We start from the raw sequence: 15,079 nt of genomic DNA, 5'->3' as shown, positions 1-15,079 counted from the left end.
GTACAAAAGACATGGCCGTCGATTTCACCATGCGTCAGCTTCTCGAGGCCGGCGCCCACTTCGGACACCAGGCCCACCGCTGGAACCCGAAGATGCAGTCCTACATCTTCGGGACGCGCAACAACATCCACATCATCGATCTCGCCCAGACCGTGCCGGCCCTCCACCAGGCCCTTCAGGCGGTGAGCGACACCGTCGCCAAGGGCGGCCGCGTGCTGTTCGTCGGCACCAAGCGCCAGGCGGCCGACACCATCGCGGAAGCCGCCAAGCGCTCGGCCCAGTACTACGTCAACTCCCGTTGGCTCGGCGGCATGCTGACCAACTGGAAGACCATCTCGGGCTCGATCCAGCGCCTGCGCAAGGTCGACGAGACCCTCGACGGCGGGGCCCAGGGCCTCACCAAGAAGGAGCGCCTGATGCTGGCCCGCGAGAAGGACAAGCTCGAGAAGGCGCTGGGCGGCATCAAGGACATGGGCGGCGTGCCGGACCTGCTGTTCGTGATCGACACCAACAAGGAGCAGCTGGCGATCAAGGAGGCCCAGCGCCTCGGGATCCCGGTGGCGGCCATCGTCGACACCAACTGCAACCCGGACGGCATCACCTACGTCGTTCCCGCCAACGATGACGCCGGCCGCGCCATCGCCCTGTACTGCGACCTGATCGCCCGCGCCGCCATCGACGGCATCTCGCGCGGCCAGGGCTCGATGGGCATCGATCTCGGCGCCTCCGAGGAGCCGGTCGCCGAGGAGCTGCCGGCCAACGACGACGCGGCAACCTCCGTCGAGTCGGGCTCGGTCAACCAGGCCGACGTCGCCGCCCTCGTCGAGTCCACCGAGCACTTCGAGCTGCTCTCGGCCCCCCGCGGCGCGCCCGACGACCTGTCGAAGCTCCACGGCGCCGGCCCGCAGATCGTGCAGAAGCTCAACGAGGCCGGCATCTACCACTACTGGCAGCTGGCCTCCATGAGCGCCGACGACATCGCCAAGGTCGATGCCGACCTGAAGCTGAACGGCCGCATCGGTCGCGACGGCTGGGTCGACCAGGCCCGCGGCTTCGTCGAGGCTGCCGCTGCCGCCTGATCCCGCTGCGGCGGCCCGTCATCGGGCCGCCATCGCCAGATCGGACACTGCTTCCTGAAGCCCGGTGCTTTCCAAGAGCGCCGGGCTCAGTCGCTTCAAAAGACTCAGCTTCGCTGAACCCGTTCGCTTCAGAAGCCTTCCCGCGGGAAGGTTTCGCATCCGACAAGACACGGAAAGGACCCGCCATGGCCAACATCACCGCCGCACTGGTGAAAGAGCTCCGCGAGAAGACCGGCGCGGGCATGATGGACTGCAAGGGCGCGCTCAACGAGACCGATGGTGACATCGAAGCCGCCGTCGACTGGCTGCGCAAGAAGGGCCTCGCCAAGGCCGCCAAGAAGGCCGGCCGCGTGGCCGCCGAGGGTCTGGTCGCCGTCGAGTCCGCCGGCCACCACGCCGCGATCGTCGAGGTGAACTCCGAGACGGACTTCGTCGCACGCAACGACAGCTTCCAGGCCTTCGCCCGCGAGGCCGCCAAGCTCGCGCTCAACACCGACGGCACGCTGGACGGCCTCGAAGCCGCTACGTTCCCCGGCGCCGCGACCACGGTCAAGGAGAGCCTCGCCAACCTCATCGCCACCATCGGCGAGAACATGACCCTGCGCCGCGTCGCCAAGCTCGACGTGACCAAGGGCGTGATCGCCTCCTACGTCCACGGCCAGGTGGTCGAGGGCCTCGGCAAGATCGGCGTGCTCGTCGCGCTCGAGTCCGAGGGCGACGTCGAGGTGCTCTCCACCCTCGGCCGTCAGATCGCCATGCACGTCGCCGCCACCAACCCGGTGGCACTCGATGCCGCCGGCGTCGATCAGGCGACCCTCGACCGCGAGATCAACATCCTGCGCGAGAAGAATGCCGGCAAGCCCGAGAACGTGCTCGCCAAGATCGTCGAGAGCGGCCTGAAGAGCTACTACAAGGAGGTCACCCTCCTGGAGCAGCCCTTCGTGCATGACGGCTCCAAGACCATCTCCCAGGTGCTGAAGGAGGCCGAGGGCAAGGCCGGCGCGCCGGTCAAGCTCGCCGCCTTCGTGCGCTACGCCCTCGGCGAGGGTATCGAGAAGGAGGAGGCGCCCGATTTCGCCTCCGAGGTGGCCGCCGCCGCCCGCGGCTGAGCCGGACCGTCCCGGGTAAGGCCCCGCGGAAACCAGGGAATCGTCCAAGGGGCGGCGGCAGGAATGCCGCCGCCCCTCGACGTTCCGGCCTCCCTTGGGCTAGACACCCCTCCGCTTCCGATTGGCTCCCCGACCTGATCCAGGCCGGGTTAGAGGGGACTGGCTCGATGCCGGAGACCACACCGTTTCGCCGCGTCCTCGTGAAACTCTCCGGCGAGGCGCTGGCCGCACCCGATGGGTACTGGCTGCATCCCCCGACCCTGGCGGGCATCGCCGACGACATCGCCCGCACCCGCGAGGCCGGCGTGCAGATCGCCCTGGTGGTCGGCGGGGGCAACATGATCCGCGGCGCCCGCATCTCGGCGGCCGGCTGGATCGACCGGGCCACCGGCGATTCCCTCGGGATGATGGCGACCGTGATGAACTCCCTGGCTCTGGAAACGGCCCTGAACGCCGCCGGCGTCCCGGCGCGCACGATGTCGGCGGTCTCGATGCCGACCATCTGCGAGACCTATGCGCGCCAGCCGGCCCTGCACCACCTCGACAAGGGCCAGGTCGTCGTCCTCGCCGGCGGCACCGGAAACCCGTTCTTCACCACCGACACCGCCGCCGTCCTGCGGGCGGCCGAGCTGCGCTGCGATGCGGTGTTGAAGGCCACGCAGGTCGACGGCGTCTATTCAGCCGATCCGAACCGCGACCCCACCGCTACGCGCTACGACCGGCTGACCCATGACGAGGCCATCGCCCGCGACCTCAAGGTGATGGACACCGCCGCCTTCGCGCTCGCCCGCGAGAGCCGCCTGTCGATCGTCGTCGGGTCCGTCCACGCGCCGAGCTCGATCCTGGCGATCCTCACGGGTGGTGCCCCGGCGACCCAGGTCGTCCCCTAGGCATCACTGCGGCCGCGGCCTTTCGGTGGGCGACGCCTGCGGACGTCGCCGATGTCCTTCCGGCTGTGGCGCCCGATCTTGATCAGGGGTTCGCGAGCCTGTCGCCGGGTCGGGCGGCCGGCGATCTCTTGAAGCCCCGGAGGAGCTCCGGTCGCCGGCGCGGCGCAAGCGTCTTGCGGCGCATCGCCGCCACGGGGGTCGGGCGCCGATCGAGCCGTGCGACGTCCCCGGGCGTAGGGTCGGGGATGCCGGTCGCGCCGCACGCCCGTGAGACTCTCCATCCGCTGCGGCGATTCGATCCGATCCCGCTGTCCGCGGCCCGCGTCTGCCCGCCTGCGCGCCCGCGCCGATGTCGGGGGAAGCCAGGGCGTGCCGCGCTTCGGACCGGCTGCAGTGGAGGCTGGGAAGGCTCGGGCCCGCAGCGCGCCCGCCCGGCCCGGGCGTTTCCTGCCCCAACGACACGAACGCCATTTGCGACCCACTGGATTTTGGTTCATTGAGGCCCACGAACGGGCCCCGGCGGCCCGACCCATTCCCTCAAGTTCGCGTCGGGATAGTCCAGCATGGCAGCCATTCCAGAATTCGACCTGAATGACCTCAAGCGTCGCATGCAGGGCGCCGTGACGTCGCTGAAGGGGGATCTCGGATCGCTCCGGACCGGCCGCGCGACCCCGAGCATCCTCGATCCGATCCAGGTCGATGCCTACGGGGCGATGATGCCCATGGCGCAGGTGGCGACGGTGAGCGTGCCCGAGCCCCGTCTTCTCAGCATCTCGGTCTGGGACCGCGGCATGATCGCCGCCGTCGAGAAGGCGATCCGGGAATCCGACCTCGGCATGAACCCGCAGACCGAGGGCCAGACCATCCGCCTGCGCGTGCCCGAGATGAACGAGCAGCGCCGCAAGGAGATGGTCAAGGTCGCGCACAAGTACACCGAGGAAGCGCGCGTCGCCGTCCGCCACGTCCGCCGGGACGGTCTGGACCATCTCAAGAAGCTGGAGAAGGACGGCGCGATCAGCGAGGATGACGAGAAGCGTCAGGCCGGCGAGGTCCAGAAGGCCACCGACCAGTTCATCGCCGAGATCGACGGCGTGCTCGCCGCCAAGGAGAAGGAGATCATGCAGGTCTAGGATCCCGGATCGGGATCGGGGCCACGTGTGATCGGCACGAGAGACGGTTGGGGGAGAAGCGCGTTGGGTCGCTCAGAAGGCGCGCGTCAGATCGAGACGGCGCGGGTGCACGGCACGGACGTCGCGCTGGGCGCGGCGGAGACCGCTGCGGCGGTGTATCCGGGTGCGCCCCTGCCTGCCCTGGCGGCGCCCCCGACGCACGTCGCCATCATCATGGACGGGAACGGCCGCTGGGCCGCCGATCGCGGCCTGCCACGGGTCGAGGGGCATCGGCGTGGCGTCGAGGCGGTCCGGCGCGCCGTGCGCTCCGCCATCGAACTCGGCGTGCGCTACCTGACGATCTACAGCTTCTCCTCCGAGAACTGGCGGCGGCCGCCTGCCGAGGTCGCGGACCTCATGGGTCTGATGAAGCTCTTCGTCCGCCGCGACCTGGCGGATCTCCACGGCAACAACGTGCGCATCCGCATCATCGGCGAGCGCGAAGGCCTGCCGGCGGACATCGCCGGATTGCTCGACGAGGCCGAGCAGCGCACCCGGGCCAATACGGGCCTGACCCTCATCGTGGCGTTCAACTACGGCGGCCGGCAGGAAATCCTGCGGGCGGTCCGCAGCCTGGCCCGGGACGTGGCGGCGGGACGGCTCGCACCCGATGCCATCGATCTCGACGTACTCACGGGCGCCCTCGACACCACCGGCATCCCGGACCCGGATCTCGTGATCCGCACCTCCGGCGAGCAGCGCCTGTCGAACTTCCTGACCTGGCAGACGGCCTACGCGGAATACGTGATCGTGCCGGAGTTCTGGCCGGATTTCGACCATGCCGCCTTCCGCGCCGCCGTCGACGAGTATCACCGCCGCGACCGTCGCTTCGGCGGCCTCAGCGGCAAGGCCGGCTGATCATGGCACCCGGAGAGGCGGCACCCGCCTCGCAGCGCGGCCTCCTCGCCAGCCGCGAGTTCCACACCCGCCTGGTGTCGGCCATCCTGCTCGGCGCGATCGTGCTCTCCGCCCTCGTCCTCGGCGGCTGGCCCTTCGCGGTGATCTGGCTCGCCGCCGGGATCGTCTTCGCGGCCGAGTGGATCGGCATGAGCGCGGTCGTGCCCCGGCGCCTCGTTTTGGCGCTGACTGCCGCGACGCTGTTCGGCCTCGTCCTCTGCCTGCACGGCGACGCCCCGCTCGGGATCGCCCTCGGGGTCGGCGCCGTCGGGGCGGTCCTCGTGGCGGCCGTGGCCCGCGGCGGGGCGGGATGGGGGCGGGCCCTCGCGGGCCTGGCCAGCTCGGCGGTGATCGCTCTGGTTCCCACCGCCCTGCGCGACGATCCTTCCATCGGCCTCCTGGGACCGGCCTGGATGTTCGCCGTGGTCTGGTCCACCGACATCATCGCCTACTTCACCGGCCGGACCTTCGGCGGCCCGAAGCTGATGCCGAAGGTCAGCCCGAAGAAGACCTGGTCCGGGGCGCTCGGCGGCCTCGCGGCGGGCACGTTGGCTGGTGTCGCCCTGGTGATGGTCGCGCGCGACCATGGCTGGAGCGACCTCGCGACCACCTCGCTCGCCCTCGTCGCCCTCGTCAGCGCCACCGCCTCCATCCTGAGCCAGGGCGGGGATCTCGTGGAATCCGCCCTCAAGCGCCACTACGGCGTGAAGGATTCGGGCCGTTCCATTCCCGGCCATGGCGGCGTCATGGATCGCCTCGACGGCTTCTTCGCCGTGGCCGTCCTGGTCGGCCTCTATCTCATCGCCCGCCGCCTCGCGGCGGCCTGAAGGACCCTTCCGTTGCTGACCGTCACCATTCTCGGCGCCACCGGCTCCATCGGCCAATCGACCGTCGACCTGCTGCTTCAGCATCCCGACCGCTTCCGCATCGGCGGTCTCGTGGCGGGGCGCGACGTCGAGGCCATCGCTCGGCTCGCCGGCAACCTGCAGCCCGATTTCGTGGCCCTGGCCGACGCGTCCGCCGGTCCGGCCCTGCGCGACGCCCTGGCCCATACCGGCATCCCGAACGGGGCCGGTGAGGGCGCCGTCCTCGAGGCGGTTGCCCGGGATGCCGACATCGTAGTGGCGGCCGTGAGCGGGGCCGCCGGTCTGCGCCCGACACACGCGGCGCTGAAGCTCGGGCGCACCGTCGCCCTCGCCAACAAGGAGAGCCTGGTCTGCGCTGGCGACGCCTTCATGCGCGACGCCAAGCGCTACGGCGCCACCCTGCTGCCGGTCGATTCCGAGCACAACGCCCTCGCGCAGGCCCTGGGCGACGGCCGCCTCGACGACGTGGCGAAGATGACCATCACCGCCTCGGGCGGTCCGTTCCGGACCTGGACGCGCGAGCGCATCGCCGCCGCGTCGCCCACGGAAGCGGCGGCCCATCCGACTTGGTCGATGGGCATGAAGATCAACATCGATTCGGCTTCCCTGATGAACAAGGGACTGGAGCTGATCGAGGCGCACCACCTGTTCGCCCTCGAACCCGAGCGCCTCGATGTCATCGTCCATCCGCAATCGATCGTGCACGGCCTCGTCTACTGGCGCGACGGCGCGGTGACCGCGGGCCTCGCCATGCCGGACATGCGGGTGCCGATCGCCCATTGCCTCGGTCTCGGCGAGCGCCTGACGATCGCCCGCGGCCGCCATCTCGATCTCGCCGCCGCCGGCAGCCTGACCTTCGAGGCCGCCGACGAGGCGCGCTTCCCCTGCTTGGCGATCGCCCGGGCGGCGCTCGCCGCCGGGGGTGCCGCGCCCACCGTGATGAACGCGGCCAACGAGATCGCGGTCGCGGCCTTCATCAAGGGCGCGATCGGCTTCTATGGCATCGCCGACCTGGTCGAGCGCGCCTGCGCGCACTTCGCCGGCCAGTACCGGACCGCGCCCGAGGATGTCGACGAGGCCCTGGCCATCGATGCCGAGGTGCGCCGCTGGAGCAGCCAGGCCGTCGCGGCGGCCTGAGCCCGGGCTCAGGCCTCGGGGCTGTAGCCCGCCAGGAAGACGCGCACGGCCTCGCTGACGTTGTGCTCGATCTCCGCCTCGGAGACGCCGTCGCCGGCGTTGAAGAGGAGGCGCGTCAGGAGACCGGCCTGGCAGATCTGCAGGAACTGGCGCGCGGCGAGATTCGTACCGGCCGGGCGCAGGCGCCCCGCCGCGACCTGCGCATCGAGATAGGCGGCCAAGCGCGTCGTGCCCTGCACCGGCCCGGCCTCGAAATAGGCCTGGCCCAGGCGCGGGAACTTCTCGCAGGCGCCGATGACCATCCGAATCACCGTGACGTGCTCCGGCCGGATCATCTCGGCAAGGTAGCTGCGGCCGAGACGGGTGAGGACGCCCCGCACGTCGGGATCGTCCGCATCGAGCCGGAACAGCACCTCCGCGAGACCCCGCTTCTCGGCGAGCGCCAGATCCTCGAACAGCGCCTCCTTGCTGTCGAAGTAGACGTAGAGGGTCCCCTTCGAGACGCCCGCCGCCTTGGCGATCTCGCCCATGCTCGCCCCGTCGAAGCCCGATGCCATGAAGACCGCGCGCGCCCCGTCGAGGATCTGGCGACGCTTGTCGGTCTCCCCCGATGTGCGCTCCCGCGCATCGCGCGGGGCCTCTGCGGTCCCCATGGCCCTGACCCTCATTGACCGAACGGTTCGGTCACAATATCCCAAGGCTCTGGGTCGCGCCAGCGTTCGCAGCCCCGAAAATGACCGAACGGTTCGGTCAATTCTCTCGAAGAACCGGATCGAAGCCATGAGATCGATGCCATGAGCTTGCGCCAGGACGACGGGTTTCGGGCCGAGCCGGCCCAAGGCGACGCCATCCGAGCCGATGCCGTCGAGACGCGGACCGTCTCGGCGTCACCGGCCGCCGCGCCGGCCCAGCCGATGACGCCGGCGGTCATCGCGCCGCCGAAGGGCGAAGCCCGCGTCAAGCCCCGGCGGACGCGCAACGTCGTTCTGGCGACGCTGCTCCTCGCCGCCCTCGGCGGGGGGGCCTACAAGGCGCAGGCCTGGTGGACCGTCGGACGGTTCTTCGTCAGCACCGACGACGCCTATGTCCAGGCCGACATCTCGGTCCTGGCCGCCAAGATCCCGGGCTATCTCGCGGCGGTTCCGGTCGTGAACGGGCAGATGATGCACAGGGGCGACGTCATCGCCCGGATCGACGACGGCGATTACCGCCTCGCCGCGCAGGCCGCCCACGACAAGCTCGTCACCCAGCAGGCGGCCATCGCCCGGATCGCCCGGCAGGTCGAGGCGGCGCAGGCGCAGATGCTGCAGGCCTCGGCCCAGATCGATGCCAACCGGGCCGATGCGGTCCGCGCCACGGCCGATTACGCCCGCCAGCAGCAGCTCGAGAAGGTCGACTTCGTCGCCAAGGCGCGGATCGAGCAGGCGCGGGCCGACCGCGACCGGACGGACGCCGCCGTGAAGGGGGCCGAGGCCGCCCTGGTGGCCATGCGCGCCAATGTCGAGGTGCTGCGCGCGCAGGGCAAGGAGGCGGAGGGCCTCGCCGCCGAATTGCGCACCGCCGAGGCACGGGCCGCGCGCGATCTGGACTTCACGACGATCCGGGCGCCCTTCGACGGCGTGATCGGCAACAAGGCCGCGGAGGCCGGCGCCTATGTCTCCCCGGGCTCGCGCATCGCCGCCCTGGTTCCCCTGGAGAGCGTCCGCATCGACGCGAACTTCAAGGAGACCCAGGTCGAGCGCATGCATCCGGGCCAGCGCGTGCACATCGCGGTGGATGCCTATCCGGATCGCGATATCGTCGGCGAGGTCGAGTCGCTCTCCCCCGCCTCCGGCTCGGTCTTCAGCCTGCTGCCCCCCGACAACGCCACCGGCAACTTCACTAAGATCGTCCAGCGCCTGCCGGTGCGGGTCCACGTACCGGCGGACGTCGCCCGAGCGGGCCTCCTGCGGCCCGGCCTGTCCGTGACCGTCCGGGTGGACACCCGCGAGAACGCCGAGACCGCGGCCGGAGACGACCGCCTCCGCACGGCCGCCCGGCACTAGGGGCCAGCGATGGCCGCGATCGCCACCCTGGGACCGGCCGCACCGGCCGCCGAGCCGCCGCTCGACCGCCGCCGGATGGTGGCGTTCGTCTGCATGGTGTTCGGGATGTTCATGGCGATCCTGGACATCCAGATCGTCTCGGCGTCGCTCGCCGAGATCCAGGCCGGCCTGTCGGCCTCGGGCGACGAGATCCCCTGGGTCCAGACCAGCTACCTCATCGCCGAGGTGATCTCGATCCCGCTCTCCGGCTTCCTGTCGCGGGTCGTCTCGACGCGCTGGATGTTCGTGATCTCGGCCGGCGGCTTCACGCTGATGAGCCTGATGTGCGCCACCTCCACCTCGATCGACGAGATGATCGTCTGGCGGGCCGCGCAGGGCTTCATCGGCGGCGGTATGATCCCCACGGTCTTCGCCTCCGCCTTCACGATCTTCCCGCCCTCGAAGCGCTCCATCGTCTCGCCGATGATCGGCCTCGTGGCGACGCTCGCGCCCACCATCGGGCCGACGGTGGGCGGTTACCTCACCGACCTGTTCGACTGGCACTGGCTGTTCCTCGTCAACGTCGTGCCGGGGATCTTCGTGATGGTGTCGACCTACCTGCTGGTCGATTTCGACGAGCCGAACCTGACTCTGTTCAAGCGCTTCGACTGGTTCGGCCTCGTGTTCATGGCGCTGATGCTCGGCTGCCTCGAATACGTGCTGGAAGAAGGTCCGAACCATGATTGGCTCGCCGACGAGGCGGTCTTCGCCTGCGCGGTGGTGTGCCTGACCGCCGGACCCGCCTTCTTCTGGCGGGCCTTCACGGCCGCCGAGCCCATCGTCGACCTGCGCGCCTTCTCCGACCGCAACTTCACGGCCGGCTGCCTCTTCAGCTTCGTCCTGGGCATCGGCCTCTACGGCCTGACCTACCTCTACCCGGTCTATCTCGGGCGCGTGCGCGGTTACTCGGCGCTCCAGATCGGCGAGACGATGTTCGTCTCGGGCCTCTGCATGTTCGCCACCGCGCCGATCGCCGGGCGCTTCTCGGGCAAGGTCGACCCGCGCCTGATGATGGCGCTCGGCTTCCTCGGGTTCGCCACCGGCACCTGGATGGTCACGGGCCTGACCAAGGACTGGGACTTCTGGGAACTCCTGGTGCCGCAGATCCTGCGGGGCTGTTCGCTGATGCTGTGCATGATCCCGATCAACAACATCGCCCTCGGCACCCTGCCGCCGGCGCGCATGAAGAACGCCTCGGGCCTCTACAACCTCACCCGCAACCTCGGCGGGGCCGTCGGGCTCGCGCTGATCAACACCGTCCTGAACGACCGCTGGGACCTTCACCTCGCCCGCCTGCACGAGCGCTTCACCTGGACCAACACCGTCGTGCTGGAGCGCCTGGACATGACCCGCCGGCAGTTCGAGGTGCTCGGCGGCGATGCCGACGCGATGGCGCTGAAGGCCATGATGAACACCGTGCGGGTCCAAGGTCTGGTGATGGGATTCACCGACGTCTTCCTTGTTCTGACCGTCCTGTTCGTGGCCATGGCCTGCGCCGTGCCCTTCATCCGGCGGCCCCGTGCGGCGGCCGGCGGCGGCGGGCACTGAGGACGTCGAGCGCGCAGTCGAAGCCGGCGCGGTTCTTTACCCTGACCCCGGGAATGCGGGGACAGCGCCGCGCGATGCGCCCCTGCGACCGCAAACCCCGGCCAAAAGGTTTGCGTTCGCGTTCGACGCATCCGATCTGCTACAGCGGAGCGACGGCCCCGGGGGAGGCCGAGAGGATCGACCAATGGACTTTCTGAACGCCATGGGCGGCACGGCGAGCGGCTTCTTCGGCGCCGTGATCCCCTTCCTGATCGTGCTGAGCATCGTCGTGTTCGTGCACGAGATGGGACATTTCCTGGTGGGGCGTTGGTGCGGGGTCGGCGTTCACGCCTTCTCCCTCGGCTTCGGACCGGAACTGTTCGGCTTCAACGACCGGCATGGGACGCGCTGGAAGCTCTCGGCGATCCCCCTCGGCGGCTACGTGAAGTTCCACGGCGACGCCAACGGCGCCAGCGTTCCGGATCCCGAGGCCCTGGCCCGCATGTCCCCACAGGAGCGCGCCACCAGCTTCCCGACGCAGCCCCTGCCGAAGCGCGCCGCCATCGTGGCCGCGGGACCGATCGCCAACTTCATCCTCGCCATCGCGCTGTTCTCCGGCGCCATCTATTTCGGAGGGCGTTACGAGACGCCGGCCCGCGTCGAGGCCGTGATGCCCGACAGTGCCGCCGCCCGGGCCGGCTTCGAGCCCGGCGACGTGATCCGCGCCATCGGCGGATCGCGGGTCAACAGCTTCACCGACATGCAGCGGACGGTTTCGGGGGCGGCCGGCTCCAGCCTGACCTTCACGGTCGAGCGCGGCGGCGAGACCCGCGAGCTCGTGGCCGTGCCCGAGCGCAAGGAGGATGTGACGCCGTTCGGTCGTCACCGCTTCGGCCGGCTCGGGATCCAGGGTCCGAAGGCGAGCGAGGCGAAGCTCGTGCATTACGGACCGGTCCAGTCCCTCGGCCTCGGGACCTACGAGACCTACTTCGTGGTCGACCGGACGATCGACTACATCGGCAAGCTCGTCACCGGCCGGGAATCCCCCGATCAGCTCTCCGGACCGATCGGGATCGCTCGCGTGTCGGGTGCCGTGGCCCAGAGCGGCGGCCTCGGGGGCCTGATCGGGTTGATCGCGTTGCTCTCGGTCTCGATCGGCCTCCTCAACCTCTTCCCCGTGCCCCTGCTCGATGGGGGCCACCTGCTGTTCTACGCCTTCGAGGCCGTCCGCGGCCGTCCGCTGAGCGAGCGGGCCCAGGAGATCGGTTTCCGCATCGGCCTCGCCCTCGTGCTGTTCCTCATGCTGTTCGCCGCCTGGAACGACATCCTCAACCTCGGCGCGTCCTGGGGCGCACGCGGAACCTGAACACGCCTGGGCGCGACCGTTCGGCGTTCGCGCTCCGGTCCCGCGACGGGACACGCAACCGCCTCGATCTTAACCACAATCCGTCGCGCGCGCGGAACCTCCGGGTTTCGCGCGCAACCGTTTGTTGACCCTGTTCGACGATCGGGCCGGGGCGTTAAGTGACCGGAAGGCCACGTCTCCCCAAAATCCCCAGTGTGCAGGACCCCCCGGCGTTTGCTTAACGCCGGAATCCCGATAGAAGCTGAGCTTGGGACCAGATGTCAGGACGCCCGGAAAACGGACGCCTGATTGCGGGTGCAAACTCGCGCTGAAGATATAAAGAGACGGGCGATTACATGATGTCGATGACGGGGAAGCGCCGGCGTAAGTCGGCGGAACAGACCATCGTCCTAGTCGCCGCGGCGGCCGCTGGCCTTGTTCTCGGTGGAACCGCTCAGGCGCAGCAGATCGTCGTCCAGGGTAACAAGCGTGTCGATGCCGACACCATCCGGTCCTACGTGACCGGCACCGCCTCCGGCTCGCCCGAGGAAGCCCGCCGCAACCTGCTGGCGAGCGGCATGTTCTCCGACGTGAAGGTCTCCCGCAGCGGCGCCAGCACCGTCGTCAGCGTCCGCGAAAACAACCTGATCAACCGGGTGGTGTTCGAGGGCAACAAGAAGATCGAGAAGGCCACCCTCGAGGGCGAGGTCGAGGCCAAGGCGCGCGGCGCCTTCAGCGAGGCCGTGGTCCAGGCCGACATCCAGCGCATCAAGGAAGTCTACCGCCGCGCGGGCCGCGGGACGGCGAAGGTGACCTACCGGACGGTGGACCTGCCGAACGGCCGCCTCGACGTGATCTACGTGATCGAGGAAGGCGACAAGACCGGCATCAAGGCGATCAACTTCGTGGGCAACAGCGCCTACTCGTCGTCGAAGCTGCGCGAGCTGATGTCCTCCTCGGAGATGAACTTCCTCAGCTTCATCAAGACGTCCGACGTCTACGACCCGGATCGCATCACCAACGACCTCGACATCGTCCGGCGCTACTACCTGAAGAACGGCTACGCCGACTTCCGCGTCGTCAACGCCGATGCCCGCTACGTCGAGGGCGAGGGCGATGCCGGCTGGGTCGTCACCGTCACCGTCGATGAGGGCGAGCAGTACCGCGTCGGCGCGGTGGCGATCGATTCCCGCCTGCCGGGCCTCGACACCCAGACCCTCGACGGCGAGATCCGCGCCCAGGTCGGCGACGTCTACAACGCCGAGGACGTGGAGCGGACCCTCAACGGCGTGACCAACCAGGTCGGGCGCCAGGGATACCCCTTCGCCCAGGTGCGTCCCACCGGCCAGCGCGACCGCGCCACCCACACCGTGGCCCTGGGCTTCGTGGTCGAGGACGGCCCGCGCGTCTACGTCGAGCGCATCAACATCCGCGGCAACACCCGCACCCGCGACTACGTGATCCGGCGCGAGCTCGATATCACCGAGGGCGATGCCTACAACCGGGTGCTGACCGACCGAGCCGAGCGGCGCCTGAACGGCCTCGGCTTCTTCAAGAAGGTGCGCTTCTCCAACGAGCCGGGCTCCTCGGCCGACCGCGTGATCATCAACATCGACGTCGAGGATCAGCCCACGGGCTCGTTCTCGGTGGCGGGCGGCTACTCCACCCAGGACGGCATCATCGGCGAGGTCTCGATCTCGGAGTCGAACTTCCTCGGACGCGGCCAGTACGTCCGCGTGGCCGGTACCGGTGGACAGTACTCACGCGGCTTCGACTTCTCGTTCACCGAGCCGTACTTCCTCGGCTACCGTCTCGCCGCCGGCTTCGACGCCTTCTACAAGTACAGCGACCAGACCCGCTACTCGCGCTACGAGACCACGGTCTATGGTGGCCAGCTCCGCGTCGGCCTGCCGATCACCGAAGAGTTCGGCATCACGCTGCGCTACTCGCTCTACAACACCGAGCTGAAGGTCCCGAACACGGTCAAGCGGCCGTACAACGACTGTTCGAACCCGATTTCCGGCTACACCGCGACCTACGCCGCGAACGCGACGCTTCCGGGTCTGAACCCGGGTGACCCGGTGCGAAACGTCGGTGGTCAGGCGATCTACCCGAACTGTGCCCTCGACGGCGAAGCCTCGATCGCACTCAAGGGTTCGCAGGGCAGCACGCTGACCTCGCTCGCCGGCCTGACGCTGGCCTACTCGACCCTCGACAACCTGGGCTCGCCCCGCAACGGTCTCTACGCCGAGCTGAAGCCCGACGTCGCGGGCCTGGGCGGCGACTCGAAGTTCTTCCGCGTGACCGGCGACGCCCGGTACTACAAGGAACTCTACGAGGACGTGGTCGGCTTCGTCCGCTTCCAGGGCGGTCACATCACGGCGCTGAACGACCAGCCCCTGCGCATCACCGACCAGTTCTTCCTCGGACCGTCGCTGGTCCGCGGCTTCGCGCCCAACGGCATCGGTCCGCGCGACGTCGGCATCAGCGACAGCCGCTCGAACGCCATCGGCGGCTCGACCTACTTCGGCGGTACGGTCGAAGTTCAGTTCCCGCTTCCCGGCGTGCCGCGCGATCTCGGCCTGAAGGGCGCGGTGTTCGCCGATGCCGGTACGCTGTTCGGCTATAACGGCCGGACGCAGTTCAACGTGAACGGCGATGCCTTCATCAACGGTATCGCTCCGGGCGGCGCCTGTAACTTCAACCAGAACACCATCGGCGTCGAACCCGAATGCGTGAACGTGCGCGACAAGATGACGATCCGCTCCTCGGTCGGCGCGTCGATCCTGTGGAACTCGCCGCTGGGTCCGATCCGCTTCGACTACGCCTACGCCCTCTCGAAGGATGAAGGTGTGAAGGCCTACGATGCGACCGGCAACTACCTCGGCCGCGTCGGCAAGGATCAGCTCCAGGCCTTCCGGTTCTCCGGCGGCTCGCGGTTCTGACCCGGAGGCTGCCTCCTTTCGGGGAGGCAGT

At 69.2% G+C, this 15,079-nt stretch carries 12 protein-coding genes; 11 read left to right on the top strand and 1 reads right to left on the bottom strand.

The window, feature by feature from the left end; all coding sequences use genetic code 11:
• Positions 1-11: 11 nt before the first annotated feature.
• From ASF20_RS09320 to dxr, 7 genes are all read left to right on the top strand, one after another.
• Positions 12-1,079 carry a 30S ribosomal protein S2 gene (locus tag ASF20_RS09320; RefSeq protein ID WP_056273270.1) on the top strand — a complete coding sequence of 356 codons (1,068 nt, stop codon included), beginning with the start codon at positions 12-14 and terminating at the stop codon, positions 1,077-1,079.
• A gap of 185 nt (positions 1,080-1,264) precedes the next feature.
• Entirely contained in the window at positions 1,265-2,188 is a 924-nt protein-coding gene (gene tsf, locus ASF20_RS09315) for a translation elongation factor Ts (RefSeq protein ID WP_056273267.1), read from the top strand.
• Between the two features lie 167 nt (positions 2,189-2,355).
• On the top strand, positions 2,356-3,078 hold the full coding sequence (pyrH, locus tag ASF20_RS09310; RefSeq protein WP_056219019.1) for a UMP kinase: 723 nt from the start codon (positions 2,356-2,358) through the stop codon (positions 3,076-3,078).
• A 563-nt stretch (positions 3,079-3,641) separates the two neighbouring features.
• Positions 3,642-4,208 carry a ribosome recycling factor gene (gene frr, locus ASF20_RS09305; RefSeq protein ID WP_056219022.1) on the top strand — a complete coding sequence of 189 codons (567 nt, stop codon included), beginning with the start codon at positions 3,642-3,644 and terminating at the stop codon, positions 4,206-4,208.
• A 153-nt stretch (positions 4,209-4,361) separates the two neighbouring features.
• Positions 4,362-5,105, top strand: coding sequence for an isoprenyl transferase (locus ASF20_RS09300; RefSeq protein WP_056219506.1), 744 nt, complete (start codon positions 4,362-4,364; stop codon positions 5,103-5,105).
• Between the two features lie 2 nt (positions 5,106-5,107).
• Positions 5,108-5,971: a phosphatidate cytidylyltransferase gene (locus tag ASF20_RS09295; protein WP_056273264.1), complete on the top strand. Its 864-nt coding sequence runs from the start codon at positions 5,108-5,110 to the stop codon at positions 5,969-5,971.
• Positions 5,972-5,983: 12 nt separating this feature from the next.
• A complete protein-coding gene (gene dxr / locus ASF20_RS09290; protein ID WP_056219027.1) occupies positions 5,984-7,147 on the top strand; it encodes a 1-deoxy-D-xylulose-5-phosphate reductoisomerase in 1,164 nt (387 codons plus the stop codon).
• Positions 7,148-7,155: 8 nt separating this feature from the next.
• Here dxr and ASF20_RS09285 read toward each other — a convergent pair whose 3' ends face one another.
• Positions 7,156-7,800 carry a TetR/AcrR family transcriptional regulator gene (locus tag ASF20_RS09285; protein ID WP_056273260.1) on the bottom strand — a complete coding sequence of 215 codons (645 nt, stop codon included), beginning with the start codon at positions 7,798-7,800 and terminating at the stop codon, positions 7,156-7,158.
• A gap of 261 nt (positions 7,801-8,061) precedes the next feature.
• On the opposite strand from ASF20_RS09285, the gene ASF20_RS09280 reads away from it, so the two are divergent.
• The 4 genes from ASF20_RS09280 (at position 8,062) to bamA (ending at position 15,048) form a co-directional block, all read left to right on the top strand.
• Positions 8,062-9,192 (top strand): HlyD family secretion protein, encoded by a 1,131-nt coding sequence (locus ASF20_RS09280; protein WP_156648020.1) that lies wholly within the window; start codon positions 8,062-8,064, stop codon positions 9,190-9,192.
• A gap of 9 nt (positions 9,193-9,201) precedes the next feature.
• Positions 9,202-10,779 (top strand): DHA2 family efflux MFS transporter permease subunit, encoded by a 1,578-nt coding sequence (locus ASF20_RS09275; RefSeq protein ID WP_056273253.1) that lies wholly within the window; start codon positions 9,202-9,204, stop codon positions 10,777-10,779.
• 184 nt (positions 10,780-10,963) lie between these two features.
• Positions 10,964-12,124, top strand: coding sequence for an RIP metalloprotease RseP (gene rseP, locus ASF20_RS09270; RefSeq protein ID WP_056273249.1), 1,161 nt, complete (start codon positions 10,964-10,966; stop codon positions 12,122-12,124).
• A gap of 335 nt (positions 12,125-12,459) precedes the next feature.
• Positions 12,460-15,048, top strand: a complete 2,589-nt coding sequence (bamA, locus tag ASF20_RS09265; protein ID WP_056219042.1) for an outer membrane protein assembly factor BamA — start codon at positions 12,460-12,462, stop codon at positions 15,046-15,048.
• Positions 15,049-15,079 lie beyond the last annotated feature (31 nt).

The sequence above is a fragment of the Methylobacterium sp. Leaf88 genome, from assembly GCF_001422795.1.
Classification (GTDB): Bacteria; Pseudomonadota; Alphaproteobacteria; order Rhizobiales; family Beijerinckiaceae; genus Methylobacterium.
This window is presented reverse-complemented; position numbering and strand designations above follow the sequence as displayed.